At 73.6% G+C, this 15,998-nt stretch carries 15 protein-coding genes; 8 read left to right on the top strand and 7 right to left on the bottom strand.

All coding sequences use genetic code 11. The annotated features are described in order from the left end of the window. Nucleotides 1-6: 6 nt before the first annotated feature. From Q1V71_RS19940 to lnt, 3 genes are read right to left on the bottom strand one after another with little or no spacing between them, the layout of a single operon-like run. On the bottom strand, nucleotides 7-582 hold the full coding sequence (locus tag Q1V71_RS19940) for an FxsA family protein (RefSeq protein ID WP_300646218.1): 576 nt from the start codon (nucleotides 580-582) through the stop codon (nucleotides 7-9). After that, entirely contained in the window at nucleotides 579-1,328 is a 750-nt protein-coding gene (locus Q1V71_RS19935) for a polyprenol monophosphomannose synthase (RefSeq protein WP_300646217.1), read from the bottom strand. The genes Q1V71_RS19940 and Q1V71_RS19935 overlap by 4 nt, the downstream gene beginning before the upstream one ends. Before the next feature lie 19 nt (nucleotides 1,329-1,347). Next, a complete protein-coding gene (gene lnt, locus Q1V71_RS19930) occupies nucleotides 1,348-2,871 on the bottom strand; it encodes an apolipoprotein N-acyltransferase (protein ID WP_300646216.1) in 1,524 nt (507 codons plus the stop codon). 508 nt (nucleotides 2,872-3,379) lie between these two features. Here lnt and Q1V71_RS19925 point away from each other — a divergent pair. The 4 genes from Q1V71_RS19925 to Q1V71_RS19910 are packed head-to-tail and all read left to right on the top strand — an operon-like array spanning nucleotide 3,380 to nucleotide 7,798. Beyond that, complete coding sequence (locus tag Q1V71_RS19925; RefSeq protein WP_300646215.1) at nucleotides 3,380-4,126, top strand: enoyl-CoA hydratase/isomerase family protein; 747 nt, start codon at nucleotides 3,380-3,382, stop codon at nucleotides 4,124-4,126. Then, the gene (locus Q1V71_RS19920; RefSeq protein WP_300646214.1) at nucleotides 4,119-5,597 is read left to right on the top strand and encodes an AMP-binding protein; all 1,479 of its coding nucleotides are present in this window, start codon (nucleotides 4,119-4,121) and stop codon (nucleotides 5,595-5,597) included. Before Q1V71_RS19925 ends, Q1V71_RS19920 begins: the two co-directional genes overlap by 8 nt. Beyond that, nucleotides 5,584-7,206 carry an amidohydrolase gene (locus tag Q1V71_RS19915; RefSeq protein WP_300646212.1) on the top strand — a complete coding sequence of 541 codons (1,623 nt, stop codon included), beginning with the start codon at nucleotides 5,584-5,586 and terminating at the stop codon, nucleotides 7,204-7,206. Before Q1V71_RS19920 ends, Q1V71_RS19915 begins: the two co-directional genes overlap by 14 nt. Next, nucleotides 7,193-7,798 (top strand): hypothetical protein, encoded by a 606-nt coding sequence (locus Q1V71_RS19910; protein WP_300646210.1) that lies wholly within the window; start codon nucleotides 7,193-7,195, stop codon nucleotides 7,796-7,798. The genes Q1V71_RS19915 and Q1V71_RS19910 overlap by 14 nt, the downstream gene beginning before the upstream one ends. Here Q1V71_RS19910 and Q1V71_RS19905 read toward each other — a convergent pair. After that, nucleotides 7,788-8,990, bottom strand: a complete 1,203-nt coding sequence (locus Q1V71_RS19905) for an FAD/NAD(P)-binding oxidoreductase (protein WP_300646208.1) — start codon at nucleotides 8,988-8,990, stop codon at nucleotides 7,788-7,790. The two genes, Q1V71_RS19910 and Q1V71_RS19905, sit on opposite strands and share 11 nt — an antisense overlap. A gap of 35 nt (nucleotides 8,991-9,025) precedes the next feature. Then, nucleotides 9,026-9,832 carry an SDR family oxidoreductase gene (locus Q1V71_RS19900; RefSeq protein ID WP_300646207.1) on the bottom strand — a complete coding sequence of 269 codons (807 nt, stop codon included), beginning with the start codon at nucleotides 9,830-9,832 and terminating at the stop codon, nucleotides 9,026-9,028. A 97-nt stretch (nucleotides 9,833-9,929) separates the two neighbouring features. Between Q1V71_RS19900 and Q1V71_RS19895 the strand changes: the two genes are divergently transcribed. From Q1V71_RS19895 to Q1V71_RS19885, 3 genes are all read left to right on the top strand, one after another. Next, nucleotides 9,930-10,910, top strand: a complete 981-nt coding sequence (locus tag Q1V71_RS19895) for a TIGR03557 family F420-dependent LLM class oxidoreductase (protein WP_300646205.1) — start codon at nucleotides 9,930-9,932, stop codon at nucleotides 10,908-10,910. 113 nt (nucleotides 10,911-11,023) lie between these two features. After that, nucleotides 11,024-12,541: a potassium/proton antiporter gene (locus tag Q1V71_RS19890; RefSeq protein ID WP_300646204.1), complete on the top strand. Its 1,518-nt coding sequence runs from the start codon at nucleotides 11,024-11,026 to the stop codon at nucleotides 12,539-12,541. Between the two features lie 68 nt (nucleotides 12,542-12,609). Then, complete coding sequence (locus tag Q1V71_RS19885; protein ID WP_300646203.1) at nucleotides 12,610-14,076, top strand: lysine 2,3-aminomutase; 1,467 nt, start codon at nucleotides 12,610-12,612, stop codon at nucleotides 14,074-14,076. A gap of 39 nt (nucleotides 14,077-14,115) precedes the next feature. Here the strand turns inward: Q1V71_RS19885 and Q1V71_RS19880 are convergent, their stop codons facing one another. Both Q1V71_RS19880 and Q1V71_RS19875 read right to left on the bottom strand, forming a co-directional pair. Further along, nucleotides 14,116-14,478, bottom strand: a complete 363-nt coding sequence (locus Q1V71_RS19880; RefSeq protein WP_300646200.1) for a hypothetical protein — start codon at nucleotides 14,476-14,478, stop codon at nucleotides 14,116-14,118. Nucleotides 14,479-14,527: 49 nt separating this feature from the next. Continuing rightward, complete coding sequence (locus Q1V71_RS19875; RefSeq protein WP_300646240.1) at nucleotides 14,528-14,971, bottom strand: Lrp/AsnC family transcriptional regulator; 444 nt, start codon at nucleotides 14,969-14,971, stop codon at nucleotides 14,528-14,530. A 76-nt stretch (nucleotides 14,972-15,047) separates the two neighbouring features. Here Q1V71_RS19875 and Q1V71_RS19870 point away from each other — a divergent pair, with 76 nt between their 5' ends. Continuing rightward, on the top strand, nucleotides 15,048-15,953 hold the full coding sequence (locus Q1V71_RS19870; protein ID WP_300646238.1) for a 5'-3' exonuclease: 906 nt from the start codon (nucleotides 15,048-15,050) through the stop codon (nucleotides 15,951-15,953). The last annotated feature ends 45 nt before the right edge of the window (nucleotides 15,954-15,998 follow it).

Genomic DNA, 15,998 nt, shown 5'->3' with positions numbered 1-15,998 from the left:
TCCGAGCTAGCGCTCGGACCCCTCGTCGGGGTCCACCACGTCGCCCCGGACCACCGGTCCGGGGCGACCTGCGTCTCCGGGTCCGGGCGCTCCACGGCCGGGCGCGCCGGGACGGGTCCCGAAGGGACCGGCGAACGGGCCGGCGAACGGGCCGCCGGCAGCACCGCCGGGCGCGGCGAGGATCCGGGCTGCCACCGCCCGTGCGAGCAGCGCGCGGAAGAGCGGCCGGGTCACCGGCAGCACCAGCAGCGCGCCGAGCACGTCGGTGGTGAAACCGGGCGTGAGCAGCAGGGTGCCGCCCACGAGCACCAGGGCGCCGTCGGCGAGCTCGCGGTGCGGCATCCGACCCTGCGTGAGCGCCTCGACCAGCGCGCGCCAGGCGCGGCTGCCCTCGTGACGCACGATGGCGGCACCGATGATGCTGGCCAGCACCAGGAGTGCGATGGTCCACCAGGCGCCGATCACCTGGCCGACCTGGATCAGGACGTAGAGCTCGAAGAGCGGCAGGCCCACGAAGAGCAGCACCAGCACCCAGCCCAGGCGACCGCGACGGCGGCCTCCCCCGGCCCGCAGCCCGCTCACCGGGACCGCACCCGGCGCAGCTGGTCCCGGCGCTCGCGCAGGCCCCAGGCCGTGATCCGCCGCAGCGACTCCGCTGCCACCTTGCCGCTCATCTTGGAGTCCCCGCGCACGCGCTCCACGAACTCGATCGGGACCTCCCGCACGACCAGGCCGGCCCGCAGCGCGCGGACCACCATGTCGGTCTGGAAGACGTAGCCGGTCGAGCGCACCGAGGCCAGGTCGAGCTTCTCCAGCGCCTCGCGCCGGAAGAGCCGGAAGCCCGCGGTCGCGTCGCGCACCGAGATGCCCAGCAGCAGCCGGACGTAGAGGTTGCCGCCCCGGGAGAGCGCCTCGCGGCGCCGGGGCCAGTTGACCACCGTGCCGCCGGGCACCCAGCGCGAGCCGATGACTAGGTCGGCGGGCGGCCCGCCGTCGCTGCCCTCCAGCGCGTCGAGCAGCCGGTGCAGCTGCTCGGGCTGGTGCGATCCGTCGGCGTCCATCTCCCCGATGACGTCGTAGCCGGCCTCGAGGGCGTGCGCGAAGCCGTGGCGGTACGCCGCCCCCAGACCGCCCTTGTTGACCCGGTGCAGCACGTGGACCTGGGGGTCGCGCGCGGCGATCTCCTCGGCGATCCGGCCGGTGCCGTCGGGTGAGTTGTCGTCGACGACCAGCACGTCGACGTCCGGCCGGGCGGTCCGCAGCCGCTGGAGGATCCAGGCGACGTTCTCGGCCTCCTGGTAGGTCGGGACGACCATGATCACGCGCACCACGACGACTTTACGGGAGTCAGGCCGACGCCTCGTCGACGCGGGGCGCACCACGCCGTGAACGGACGCGGGCCAGCAGGACGAGCAGCAGCCCGAGGACCGTGGCCAGCTGCACCCCGAGGGTGACCCACGGCGTCAGCACGATGCCGGGGCTGGCCCCGCTGTGCAGCCCGACCTCGGCCACGACGCTCGCCGTCGTACGCCGCTCGACGGTCTCCACGACCTCGCCGTCGGGGTCGATGATGCCGGTCAGTCCGTTGGTGGAGGCCACGACCAGCCACTTGCCGGCCTCCAGCGCGCGCAGTCGGGTGATGGCGAACTGCTGGTCGACCTGGTCGGTGAAGATGAAGGTCGCGTTGGAGGTCTGGACGGTCAGCAGGTCCGCACCCTCGCGCACCTGCGCGTGGATGCCGTCGTCGTAGGCGACGTCGAAGCAGATCGCGTTGCCCAGCCGGGCGCCGGCGACCTCGAGCGGCTCGGTGCGCGAGCCGGCGCGCATGTCCCGGCGGATCCGGGCGAGCTCGCCGAAGTTGAAGTCGGCGTACTCGCGGAAGGGGATGTACTCCCCGTAGGGGACGGGGTGCCACTTGGTGTAGCGCTCCCCCGCGCCGGTCTCGGGGTCCCACACGATGCCCTGGTTGAGCACGTGGTCGGGGCCGTCGTCGACGATCGCGCCCACGAGCACGGGCACGCCGACCGCCGCGACCGCGCGCTCGATGCCGGCGCGGGTCTGCACGTCGAGGAAGGGGTCGACGGCGGTGGAGTTCTCCGGCCACACCACGAGGTCCGGCTGCGGGACCTCGCCGGCGGCGGCCGCCGCCGCGAGCCGCTCGGTCTCCTCGACGTGGTTGAGCGTCACCTGCCGGTGGTCGAAGAGGATGTCGTTGCCGGGGCCTGGCACGTCGCCCTGCACGGCGGCGACGGTCACGGTCCCGTCCGGCGTGCCGGGGTCGTACGGCGCCAGCGCGGCCGCCGCGGTCGCGGCCGCCACGAGCCCGAGCCCGGCGGCGTCGGCGCGCCAGCTCCGGGCCCGGCTCAGCGCCAGGTGGGCCAGCAGGGCGGCGGCCAGCGCGAGCACCAGCGAGACGCCGACCATCCCGATCCACGGCAGCAGCCGGGCCACGGGCGTGTCGACGGTCGCGAAGGCCAGGCGGCCCCACGGCATGCCGCTGAAGGGCCAGGTGCTGCGCAGCATCTCCAGCGCCACCCAGGCCGCGGCCGCCCACAGCGGCCACCAGCGCCGGGTCGGGCCGGCCGAGGTCAGCAGCGCGACGGCGGCACCCGTGAGGCCGTAGAAGAACGCCTCCAGGGCCGAGAGCCCCAGCCAGGCCGGGACCGCCACCGCGCGCATCCACCAGATGTGCGTGAGGTAGAACGAGGCGCCGAAGGCCAGGCCCAGGCCGAAGCCGGCCCGGGCGCGGCGGCCGTGGACGGCGAGGAAGAAGCCCGCGACCGCCAGCGGCAGCACCGCGAACCAGGCGACCGGCTCGAAGGCCAGCGAGAGCAGCAGCCCCGAGGCGACGACGAGGGCCAGGCGGAGCACGGCGCCCAACATAGACGACGGCTCCCAGCGGCTGGCCTGCAGAGCGACGAGAGGGTCCGGTTCAGCTTCGGTCCAGCCCGGTGCCCGACGGGCGGCCGGGGCGGGCTGTTGTCTAGGGGGAGCCGGACCCTCTCGTGTCCGCCCTCGCAGGACGAACCGACCTCCGCGAACAACCCCGGACAGGTGGCTGGCACCCCCACCCTCCGAGGCGGCCACTCGGACGCCGGTCCGTCTCCCGCGATCTGCACGAGCGGACGGCTCACACTCGCGTCAGGGGCCCGTGCTGTCAACCGCTCGCTGACCTGCGACGACGTGCATCTGCGCAGGTCAGCGGGGCAGCCCACTGACAGCAAATCGCCCGGAATTGTCTGCGCCGCCTCGGCGTGTCCGCGGCGACACGCCGGGGTCGCACACCTCGTGGAATGCTGTCGCCCCGCGCACACCCGCGCGCCCACCCCCGCGCCCGTGAGCTCCACCCGAGCTCCACCCGACACAGGAGGACACCCCCGTGCCCGTGGACTACGCGTACGACGGCAGCGTCGCCGTCGTGCACCTCGCCCGCCCCGAGCGGCTCAACGCCGTCGACGCGGGGCTGACCCGCGACCTGGTCGCCGCGCTGCGCCGCGCCGGCGACGACGGCGCGCGGGCCGTGGTGCTGGCCGGGCGGGGACGTGCGTTCTGTGCCGGGCACGACCTCAAGGAGGAGCCGGCCCCCGAGACCGCGCTGCAGACCCGGGAGCGGCTCGAGGAGATCCAGGAGGTGACCCGCCTGGTGCGTCGCCTGCCCGCGCCGGTGATCGCCGCGGTCCACGGCTACGCGCTCGGCGCCGGCGCCGAGTTCGCGCTGTGCTGCGACGTGGTCGTCGCGGCCGAGGACGCGACGTTCGGGTTCCCCGAGGTCTCGGTCGGGCTCTCGGTCACCGGCGGCATCTCCAAGCTGCTGCCCCAGCTCGTGGGCTGGGCCCGGGCCAAGGAGCTGCTGCTGCTCGGCGAGCGGGTCAGCGGCAGCGAGGCTGCGGCGATGGGCCTGGTGGCGCGCTGCGTGCCCAGCGGCGAGCACGAGTCCGCGGCGCTGGGCCTGGCGCGCCGGATGGCCGAGCGTCCCGCCCTCTCGCTGTCCCTGGCCAAGCAGGTCCTCGACGCCGGGCTCGACTCCACCGTCGACGGCGCGATGCTGCGCGAGGTCGAGCACGCGCTGCTGACCTCGCTGTCGGGCGAGGGCGAGGGGCCGCGCGAGGGCTTCAACCGTGGCTGAGCGGGTCGGCTCGGCGGGCGGTACCACCCTCGTCGAGCTGCTGGACCGCGCCGCCGCGGACACCCCCGACCGTCCGGCCTGGACCGTCGACCTGCCCGGCTCCTCCCCCACCACGCTCACCTTCGCCGAGGTCGCGCGCCGCACCGGCGAGCTCGCCTCGGCGCTGCGCGGGCGGGGCGTGACCCCGGGCGATCGGGTCGGGGTGATGCTCGGCAACACCGTCGAGTTCCCGCTGACCTGGTTGGCCCTGGCCCGGCTGGGGGCGGCGATGGTGCCGCTCAACACCCGCTACCGCAGCGACGACGTGGCGCACCTGCTCACCGACGCCGGGGTCCGGCTCGTGGTCGCCCGCCCCGAGCACGAGGCCCTGCTGTCGTCGTACGCCGAGGTGGTGGGGCCCGAGGAGCTCGTCGCCGACCCCGACCAGCCGTGGGTGCAGCAGCCGCTCGACCCGCGGACCGTGGTCAACGTGCAGTACACCTCCGGCACGACCGGGCGCCCCAAGGGCTGCCTGCTCGACCACACCTACTGGACGATCCTGGGCGGCTCGATGCTCACCGAGCACCCGCACCTGGGACCCGACGACGTGCTGCTCACCGCCCAGCCCTTCAGCTACGTCGACCCGCAGTGGAACGTCGTGGCCGCACTGATGGCCGGCGCGCACCTGGTGGTGCTCGACGGCTTCCACCCCTCGACGTTCTGGGCGAAGGTGCGCGAGCACCGGGTGACCTACTTCTACTGCCTGGCCTCGATGCCGGTGCTGCTGCTGAAGATGCCGCCCGACCCTGCGGACCGCGAGCACCGGGTGCGCGCGATCCAGTGCTCGGCGATCCCGCCGGCGCTGCACGCCGAGCTCGAGGAGCGCTGGGGCGCGCCGTGGAGCGAGGCGTTCGGGATGACCGAGACCGGTGCCGACATCCGGGTCTCGGCCGAGGAGCACGACGAGCTGGTCGGCTCCGGCTGCCTCGGGCGGCCGGCCGCGCACCGGGAGGCGCGCCTGGACGCTGGGGACAACGGGGCAGGCCAGCTGTGGCTGCGCGGCCCGGGGATGATGCAGGGCTACCTCGGGCACCCCTCGCCCTTCGACGAGGACGGCTGGTTCCCGACCGGCGACCTCGCGCGCGCCGACGAGCAGGGGCGGCTCTACCTCGCCGGCCGGCTCAAGGACATGATCCGCCGCTCCGGGGAGAACATCGCCGCCGTCGAGGTCGAGGAGGTCCTGCTCGCCCACCCCGCGGTGCGGCTCGCAGCCGTGATCGGGGTCCCCGACGAGGTGCGCGGCGAGGAGGTGGCGGCGTACGTCGTCGCGCCGGGGGCGACGCCCGAGGAGCTCACCGCCTGGTGCGCGGAGCGGCTCGCACCCTTCAAGGTGCCGAGCACGTGGCGCTTCCGCGACGAGCTCCCGCTCACCGCCTCGCACCGGGTCGAGAAGGCCGCGCTGCGCCGGGAGGTGGCCGGTGCTGCGGGCTGACCTGCTGCTGACCAACGCCTGGGTCCGCACCCTCGACGGCCCCGACCACGGGTACGTCGCCCGGTCGGTGGCGATCTGGCGCGACCGCGTCGTGGCCGTCGACGAGGACGTGCCGGCGCACCGGGTCGTGGACCTCGACGGCGCCGTCGTGGCGCCCGGGTTCCACGACGCGCACCAGCACCTGGCGTGGTTCGGCCTGTCGCTGGCCGAGGTGGACCTCCGCCTGCCGACCCTCGACGACGTCTACGCAGCAGTCGCCGAGCGGGCGACCGGGCTGGGTCCCGACGAGTGGGTCGTCGGCGCGGGGTACGACGAGAACAAGCTCGGTGCGCACCCCGACCGCGACGCGCTCGACCGTGCGGCCGGCGGGCGCCGGGTGTGGCTCAAGCACACCAGCGGCCACATGTGCGTGGTCAGCAGCGCGGCGCTGGCCGAGCTCGGCCTGGCCGACGCGGCCGTCGAGGTGCCCGGCGGCCTGGTGGTCACCGACGCCGCCGGCCGCCCGACCGGGCTGCTGCAGGAGCAGGCCCAGCAGCTGCTGACCCCGCTGGTCCTCCCCTACCCCGTCGCCACGCTGGTCGACGCGATCGAGCGCGGCGGCCGGGTGGCGCTCTCGCAGGGCCTGACCTCGGTGGTCGAGGCCGGCATCGGGGGTGGCTGGATCGGCAAGAGCCCGGTCGAGCTCGCGGCCTACCAGGCCGCCCGCGACGAGGGCCGGCTGCCGCTGCGGGTCGAGCTGATGGTCGCCGTCGACGCGCTGCACGCGCTCGCCGGGCACGACTCCGACGGTCTCGCGCTCGGGCTCGACCTCGGGCTGCGCACCGGCCTCGGCGACGACCGGCTGCGCATCGGCCCGACCAAGGTCTTCAGCGACGGTTCCCTCATCGGGCACACCTGCGCCCTCACCGAGGAGTTCGCCGACACCCCGGGCGAGCGTGGCTACCTCCAGGACGACGCCGACGCCCTGCGCACCCGCATCCTCGACGCGCACCGATCCGGGTGGCGGGTGGCCACGCACGCCATCGGCGACGCCGCCATCGACCTGGTGCTCGACGCCTACGAGGAGGCGCAGCAACGCTGGCCGCGGCCCGACGTGCGGCACCGGGTCGAGCACTTCGGTGTCTCGCGCCCCGACCAGGTGCGGCGCTGCGCCGAGCTCGGCGTCGTGCCGGTGCCGCAGGGGCGGTTCGTCGGGGAGATCGGCGACGGGATGCTCCGTGCGCTGGGGCCCGAGCGCGCGGGCTGGGCCTACCGCTACCGGTCGCTGCTGGACGCGGGTGTCGTGGTGCCCGGCTCCTCGGACCGGCCGGTGGTCGACGGCGCCCCGCTGCGCGGCATGCACGACATGGTCAACCGGCGCACCGACACCGGCGCCGGGTGCGGCACGGAGGAGGCTGTCACCGGGCTCGAGGCGCTGACGGCGTACACGCTGGGGTCGGCGTACGCCTCCCACCAGGAGCACGAGCGGGGCAGCATCGAGGTGGGGAAGCTGGCCGACCTCGTGGTGCTCTCCGACGACCCGGCCACCGTGGACCCCACGACGATCAAGGACATCCGGGTGCTGCGCACGCTGCTGGGTGGCGAGGAGGTGTGGCGTGCTGACGACTGAGGTGAGCGCGGAGCAGCTGGAGCGGGTCCGTGCGATCTACGCCGAGGCGTTCCCTCCCGAGCTGAGCGCCGACTTCGACAGCCTGCTCGCCGACCGCCTGGTCGTGCGGGTGGCCGGGGACGGCACGCCGGAGGGACTGGCCGTGCTGCGGCCGCTCGGCCGGACCGGCTGGGTCTTCCTGCGTTACTACGCCGTCGGCGTGCGCGGCGGCGGGGTCGGTACGGCGATGCTCGGCGAGCTGGCGGACCTGCTCGGCTCCGAGGGCTCCTCCCTGCTGGTGTGGGACGTCGAGGACCCCGACGAGGAGGGTCTCGCCGAGGAGCAGGTGGTCGAGCACCGGCGGCGGATCGCTTTCTACGAGCGGGCCGGCGCGGTGCTGCTGCCCGTCACCGACTACGCGCCTCCGCACGGCGACGACCTCGGCGACCACGTCCCGCACCTCCGGCTGATGTGCCTGCCGCTGGCGGGGGCCGAGGTGCCCCCGGTCCGCGACGTGCTCCTCGCGGCGATGACGTTGCGCTACAACCTGCACCCGCAGCACCCGGCGGTGCTGCGGGCCCTGGCGAGCGTCCCCGCCGGCTCTACGGGGTGATCGTCCCGGCGAGGTCGGCGGCGTCGGCCGGTCGGGTGTGCTTCGCCAGCAGCTCCGTGGCCTCGTCCACGCCCTCGTCGAGGTTCCACAGCAGCACGCCGACGACCTCGGTGCTCGAGAGGTAGTAGGCGACCGCGCCGCCCTCGACCTCGTCGACGAAGGTCTCCAGCGAGGAGTCCAGCGTGCCGACGGCCTGGTAGCCGAGGTCGAAGACGTCGGAGTAGAACATCGGCGTGTGGTCGTGGACCTCGTCCGAGCCGGCCAGGATGCGCCCCGCGGTCCGGCCCATCGTGGTGGCGTTGTCGACGTGCTCCACCCGGGTGCGGCCCAGGACCGGGTCGGGGTAGGTCGCGACGTCGCCCGCGGCGTACACGTCGGGAGCGGAGGTGCGCAGCCGCTCGTCGACCAGCACTCCTCCGTCCTCGGCGAGGTCGACGACGCCGTCGAGGAACGACGTCGCGGGCTCGATGCCGAGCCCGACGACGGCCAGGTCGGCCTCCAGGCTGCCGCCCCGCTCCAGCTCCAGCCGTACGCCGTCGGCGGACTCGGCCCCGCCGGTGACCGTGGCCCCGCCGCGCACGTCGACGCCGGCGTCGGTGAAGCGCCGCTGAAAGTCGCGGGCGAGCGGGGCGGGGAACATCGGTCCGCCGAGCACCTCGTCGGGGTGCAGCAGGGTGACCCGGCAGCCCTGCTGGACCAGCGCCGCGGCGATCTCGGTGCCGATGTAGCCGCCCCCCACCACCGCGACGTGCGGCCGGTCCGCGGCCTCGACCATGCCACGCAGCCGCTGGTAGTCGGTGAGCGAGCGGTAGTAGAGCACCCGCTCGCCCGGCGGCAGGTCCGTGATGGTGCGCGGGTGCCCCCCGGTGGTGACGAGCAGCTTGTCGTAGCGCACGGTGCGGCCGTCCTCGGTGCGCACCTCGTGGGCGTCGGTGTCGACGCCGACGACGCGGGTCTCCAGGTGCAGCTGGGCGTCGGTCTCGCGCACGGTGTGCAGGGCGGTGTTCTCGACGGTGAAGTCGGGGTCGGTCCACAGCTTCTTGGACAGGGCCGGGCGCGGGAACGGCATCGTCGGCTCCTCGCCGATGATGGCGATGGACCCCTCCGCGCCCTGGTCGCGGATGCCGTGGGCGGCGGCGTCGGCGGCCATGCCGGCGCCGACGATGACGAACTGGTGGTGCTCGGTGCTCATGGGTGCAGTCCTCCTGCGTGGCGGGTCGGGGCGGGTCAGATGTGCGCGACGGAGCCGGAGTCGACGCGCCAGTTCGAGCCGTTGACGAAGCTGGCGCGCTCCGAGCACAGGAACGCCACGACCGCAGCGACCTCCTCCGGCTCGCCGCGCCGGCCCAGCTCCATGTGCGGGCGCTCCTCCTCGAGGAAGCTCTCGACGGCCTCCTCGAAGGAGGTCCCGCGCTCCTCGGCACGCTTGTCCATCATCGCGTCCGTCATCGGCGTGCGGATGAAGGCCGGGGACACGCAGTTCACGAGCAGCCCCTCGGCGGCGTACGTCTGGGAGAGCCCCTTGGCGAAGGCGAGCACGCCGGCCTTGGCTGCGCAGTACGGCAGCTCGTCGTCGTAGGGCTGCACCGCGTCCTCCGAGGTGAGGTAGACGATGCGACCCCAGCCGTCGCGGCGCAGCGACGGGAGCACCGCGCGGGTCAGCCGCACCGGCGCCAGCAGGTCGACGGTGAGGGTGTCGACCCAGCCGTCGTCGTCGATCTCGTGGAACTTCCCCTGGGCGCCGGTGACGCCCGCGGCGTGCACCAGGATCGAGAGACCCTTCTCCCCCGCGACCTCGGCCGCGGCCCGGCCGAGCTCCTGGGCGGCGGCGTCGGTGCCCAGCTCGGCGGCGACAGTGTGCAACCTGCCCGGGTCGGCGTCGAGCCCTGCGGCGGCCTTCTCCAGGGACTCGGGGTCCTGGTCGCTGAGGACGACGGTGGCGCCCTCCTCGAGCAGCAGTCGTGCGGTGTGCCAGCCGATGCCGGAGTCACCGCCGGTGACGAGGGCGGTGCGTCCGTCGAGTCCGAGGTCCATGTCCGTCACCGTTCCCCGACACGCGGGTCTCACGTCACTCGCAGGGGTGTCCGCGACCGGGTGGTGTCGCTCCCGCGGCTGCGGGCACCCAGAGGGCATGACGCGATTCGGGTACACGTTGATGACCGAGCAGTCCGGCCCCCGGGAGCTGGTGGGGTACGCCGCCGAGGCGGAGCGGGTCGGTTTCGACCTCCTGGTCTCCAGCGACCACTTCTCCCCGTGGCTCACCAGCCAGGGACACGCCCCCCACGCCTGGACGATGCTGGGCGCCGTCGCGCAGGTGACGACCGACGTGGAGCTGATGACCTACGTGACGTGCCCGACGATGCGCTACCACCCCGCCGTGGTCGCGCAGCAGGCCGCGACCCTCCAGCTGCTCGTTGAGGGTCGGTTCACGCTCGGTCTCGGCAGCGGCGAGAACCTCAACGAGCACGTCGTCGGAGCGGGCTGGCCGGCCCTGCAGACCCGGCAGGCGATGCTCGCGGAGGCGATCGAGGTGATCCGGGCGCTGCACACCGGGGAGCTGGTCGACTTCGACGGTGACTTCTTCCAGGTCGACTCCGCCCGCATCTGGGACCTGCCGGAGCAGGGCGTCGACCTCGGCGTCGCGGTGTCCGGTGAGCGCTCGGTGCAGCGCTTCGCGCCCCTGGCCGACCACCTGGTCGCGGTGGAGCCGAAGGCCGAGCTGGTCGAGGCGTGGAACGCCGTGGAGGGCGCTCCCCGCATCGGCGGCCCCGCCCGCGCCGTGGGCCAGGTGCCCGTCTCCTGGGGTCCCGACCGCGACGAGGCGGTCCAGCGCGCCCACGACCAGTTCCGCTGGTTCGCCGGCGGCTGGTCGGTCAACGCCGACCTCCCCACCCCCGCGGGCTTCGCCGGGGCCACCCAGTTCGTGCGGCCCGAGGACGTCGCCGACAACATCCCCTGCGGGCCCGACCTCGAGGCGATCGCCGACGCCGTGACGGCCTTCGTCGACGCCGGCTTCACCGACGTCGCCGTGGTGCAGATCGGCGACGAGACCCAGGAGCGGTTCCTCGCGGAGGCCGCGGGTCCGCTGCTGGAGATCCTGCGCTCGCGCTGAGCCGGGCCTGCGAGCACCCCGCCCCTCGTGCCCGGTGCGCACGAGGGGCCGGGTGGTGTTGGGTTGTGGCATGAGAGGTCGTGTCGGGGCGCGGATCCGGGACGGGGCTGCCCGTGGACCCTGCTGACCTCAACACCGTCGTGCTCGTGGGCGGCCTGGTGCTGCTGGCGGCCGCCGCGGCCGTGCGCGTCGCGAGCCGGGCCGGGCTGCCCAGCCTGCTGCTCTACCTCGCGATCGGCGTGGCCATGGGCGAGTCCGGTCTGGGTCTGCAGTTCGAGGACGCCGAGCTCACCCAGCTGATCGGCAACCTCGCCCTCGCCGTGATCCTCGCCGAGGGTGGGTTGAGCACCGACTGGTCCTCGGTCAGACCGGTCGCCCCGATGGCCGCCGTGCTGGCGACCGTGGGGGTCTTCGCGAGTGTCGCCGTCACCACCGGGGCGGTCTTCTGGCTGCTGGACGTCGACCTGCGCACCGCGATCGTGCTCGGGGCGGTCGCGTCCTCCACCGATGCGGCGGCGGTCTTCTCGGTGCTGCGGTCGATGCCACTGCGCACCCGGCTGCGTGGCCTGGTGGAGGCCGAGTCCGGGTTCAACGACCCGCCGGTGATCATCCTGGTCACGGTCGTCACCTCGGACGCCTGGGGCTCCTCCAGCCCGCTCTCCCTCGCCGGGCAGATCGGCTACCAGCTGGTGGTCGGCGTGCTGGTCGGCGGCGCCGTCGGCTACCTCGGTGCCCGGTTGGTCGCACGGGCCGCGCTGCCCTCCTCGGGGCTCTACCCGCTCTCGATCCTCGCGCTCTGCTTCGTCGCCTTCGCGACGTCCGGCCTGCTCGGCGCCAGCGCGCTGATGGCCGTGTACGTCGCCGGGCTGGTGCTCGGCAACACCCGTCTCCCCCACCGCACCACCACCGAGGGCGTCGCGGAGTCCCTGGCGTGGCTGGCCCAGATCGGGCTCTTCGTGCTCCTCGGGCTGCTGGCCAGCCCCGGGCGGCTGTGGGAGGCGCTGCCCACCGCCCTGCTGGTGGGTGCGGTGCTGACCCTGGTGGCCAGGCCCGTCTCCGTGGCGCTGAGCCTCACGCCGTTCCGCGTCCCGTGGCGCGACCAGGTCTTCGTGTCCTGGGCGGGGCTGCGCGGCGCCGTGCCGATCGTGCTGGCGACCATCCCGATGAGTGTCGGCCTGCCCGGGGCGGCCCGGATCTTCGACGTGGTCTTCCTGCTCGTGGTCGTCTTCACCCTCGTCCAGGGCCCCTCGCTGCCCTGGGTCGCCCGGCGTACGGGTGCAGCGCAGGCCGGCCAGGCGCGCGGCGTCCGCGTGGAGTCCTCGCCGCTCGACGACGTGGATGCGGTGCTGCTGCAGGTGAGCGTGCCCGAGGGCTCCCGGCTCGCGGGCGTGGAGGTGCGCGAGCTGCGGCTGCCATCGGGGTCCGGGCTGAGCCTGGTGCTGCGGGAGGGTCGGGTCTTCGTGCCCGAACCGTCGACCCAGCTCCGCGTCGGTGACCACGCGCTGGTCGTCGCCGACCGCCGGCTCGTGGACCAGGTGCAGCGTCGGATCAAGGCCGTCGGTGAGCACGGACGGCTGGCCGGCTGGGTCGACGACCTGGACGGGGAGCGGGGTCGGGACGAGCTCGGGTGACCCGACACGACCGCAGGATCTCCTGCCAAACATTCGACTGACAAGAAATCCTCTGGCAGTCTTGCCGCATGAGCATCGAGACCTCCATCGCAGCCCTGGTCGAGGGCGAGACGGGCCAGCCCTACCCCTACCGGCGCACCGAGCTGGTCGAGCCCGACTGGACCCGCTTCCCGGGGTGGAAGGACGTCACGGTCGAGGAGTGGGAGTCGGTGCAGTGGCAGCGCAGCCACTGCGTCAAGAACCTCAAGCAGCTGCGCGAGGTGGTCGGCGACCTGCTCGACGAGCGGTTCTACGCCGACCTCGAGCGCGACCAGGCCGAGCGCGCCACGATGTCGATGCTCGTGCCGCCGCAGATGCTCAACACGATGGCGCCGCACGCCACGCCGCGCGGCCCGGGCAGCCTGACCGACGCGTTCTACGCCGACCCCGTGCGCCACTACATGCTGCCGGTCTTCTCCGACCGGCGCACCGACTGGCCCAGCCACCCCTACGCCACGCGCGACAGCCTGCACGAGCACGAGATGTGGGCGGTCGAGGGCCTGACCCACCGCTACCCCACCAAGGTGCTCGCCGAGCTGCTGCCGACCTGCCCGCAGTACTGCGGCCACTGCACGCGGATGGACCTGGTGGGCAACTCCACCCCGGTCGTGGAGAAGCTCAAGCTCACCGGCAAGCCGAACGACCGCCTCACCGCGATGCTGGACTACCTCCGTCGCACGCCCAGCGTGCGCGACGTGGTCGTCTCCGGCGGCGACGTGGCCAACATGCCCTGGCCCCGCCTCGAGGCGTTCCTCACCGAGCTGATGACGGTGGAGAACATCCGCGACATCCGGCTGGCCACCAAGGCCCTGATCGGCATGCCGCAGCACTGGCTGCAGCCCGACGTGGTCGACGGTGTCGGCCGGGTCGCCACGATGGCGCGCGAGCGCGGGGTCAACCTGGCGATGCACACCCACGCCAACCACGCGCAGTCGATCACCCCGCTCGTGGCCCGCGGCGCCAAGGCGATGCTCGACGCCGGTCTGCGCGACGTGCGCAACCAGGGGGTCCTGCTCAACGGCGTCAACGCCGACCCGCACGCCCTGCTCGACCTGTGCTTCTCGCTGCTCGATGGCGCGCAGATCATGCCGTACTACTTCTACATGTGCGACATGATCCCGTTCTCGGAGCACTGGCGGGTCTCGGTCGCCGACGCCCAGCGCCTCCAGCACCACATCATGGGCTACCTCCCCGGCTACGCGACCCCGCGCATCGTCTGCGACGTCCCCTTCGTCGGCAAGCGCTGGGTGCACCAGCTCGCGGGCTACGACACCGAGCGCGGCATCTCGCACTGGACGAAGAACTACCGCACCTCCATCGAGGCCGGCGACGCCGAGGCGCTGAACCGCACCTACACCTACTACGACCCGATCCACACTCTGCCCGCCGAGGGCCAGGCCTGGTGGGAGCAGCACGGCCGGCTCGACGAGTCCGCGCTCAAGGCCGCCGAGGTGGCCGAGGCGTCACGACGTACGGCGGCGCTGCAGGCCTGGTGAGGTCCTCGTGAGTGCTTGACGAGGCGGAGAGGGGCGCCGTCAGTCGGCTGCCGGACGCGTCCCCCGGCAGTCCACGGCGATGATCGGGCGCTGGCCCATGTCCTCGACGTACGTCGTCGGCGCGGCGGCGAAGCGCACGGCTGTCGTCCCGGGCTCGAGGCAGTCGGGCCAGCCGCCGTCGTGCCAGCTGCCTCTCGTATCGATCCACATCGGCACGGCACCCTCGGTGCCGTAGGTCCAGCCATCGTGCTCGATGCTCATCATCCGCTTGCCGACGTGACCCTCGCCGTCGCGCCAGTCGAGCTCCAGCGTCCCGTCGGTCTCCCGACCGAGGCCGAATCCCAGGGCGAAGACCAGGGCGCCCACCGTCGACCAGGCGCCGAGCCGTTGCCACCGCTGCACTGCACACCTCCCGAGTGATGTTGCCGGCGCATCATGGCAGATCCGGGCGCTACTCCCCCGTGACCGGCCGGTTCTCGTAGTACGTCGACAGCACGATCGTCGTGCGCGTGGAGACGTTGGCGGCGGCGCGGATGCGGGCGAGCAGGTCCTCCAGGGCGGCGGGCGAGGTCGTGCGGATCTTCAGCACGTAGGACTCCTCCCCCGCGACCGACCAGCAGGACTCGATCTCGGGCACGTGCTCGAGCCGGGCGGCGCAGTCGTCGGGCTGCGAGGGGTCCATCGGGCGGATCGAGATGAACGCCGTGAGCGGGAGCCCGATCTCGGCATGGTTGATGGTCGCGCCGTACCCCTGGATCAGGCCGCGCTGCTCGAGCCGCTTGACCCGCTGGTGCACCGCCGAGGTGGACAGGCCCGTGGCCTTGCCGAGGTCGGTGAAGGACATCCGGCCGTCGGTGGCGAGCAGCTGCAGGATCTTGCGGTCGGTGGACTCCACGGCGGACTGGCTCACGCCTGACACCCTAGGGCTCCGCACGCCCTAGGGTGACCGCGTGCCGAGAACCGACCGCCTCATGCTGCTGGACACCGCCTCGATGTACTTCCGGGCCTTCTTCGGGGTGCCGGAGATCCTGGCCGCCGACGGCACGCCGGTGAACGCCGTCCGCGGCCTGCTGGACTTCATCTCCCGGCTGGTCGAGCAGTACGAGCCCACCGAGCTGGTCTGCTGCTGGGACGAGGACTGGCGCCCGCAGTGGCGCGTCGACCTGGTGCCGACCTACAAGTCGCACCGCGTGGTCGAGGTGGTCGACGCCGGACCGGACGTCGAGGAGGTCCCGGACCCGCTCGAGGTGCAGGTCCCGATCATCCTCGAGGTCATGGAGGCCCTCGGCATCGCCGTCGTGGGTGCCCCCGAGGCCGAGGCCGACGACGTGATCGGCACGCTGGCCACCGACGCCGGCCGACCGGTGGACATCGTCACCGGCGACCGCGACCTCTTCCAGCTCGTCGACGACGCAGCCGAGGTGCGGGTGCTCTACATCGCCCGCGGCGTGGGCAACCACGAGCGGGTGACCGAGGAGTGGGTGCGGGAGAAGTACGCCGTCGAGGCGCGCCAGTACGCCGACTTCGCCACCCTGCGCGGCGACACCTCCGACGGCCTGCCCGGCGTGAAGGGCGTCGGGGAGAAGACTGCCGCCACCCTGCTCCAGCGCTTCGAGCACCTCGACGGCATCGTCGCCGCCGCGGCCGACCCGGACGCGGAGATGGCGCCCGGGGTGCGGGCCAAGGTCCAGGCCTCGGCCGACTACCTGGCCGTGGCGCCCGAGGTCGTCGCCGTACGCCGCACCCTCGACGTCCCGCGCACCGGCTTCACCCTCCCCCAGGAGCCCGCGGACCCGGCGCGACTCGCGGCCCTCGCGGCCGAGCGCAACCTGGAGGGTCCGGTGGAGAGGCTCCTCACGGTCCTGGCCCGGCAATAGCCACCCGTTCGGGTCGGATCCGGACGGTCCCGCCCCGTAGCGTCG

The sequence above is a fragment of the Nocardioides sp. genome, from assembly GCF_030149505.1.
Classification (GTDB): domain Bacteria; phylum Actinomycetota; class Actinomycetes; order Propionibacteriales; family Nocardioidaceae; genus Nocardioides.
The sequence above is the reverse complement of the archived record's forward strand: the minus strand, read 5'-3'. Positions and strand labels throughout refer to the sequence as shown.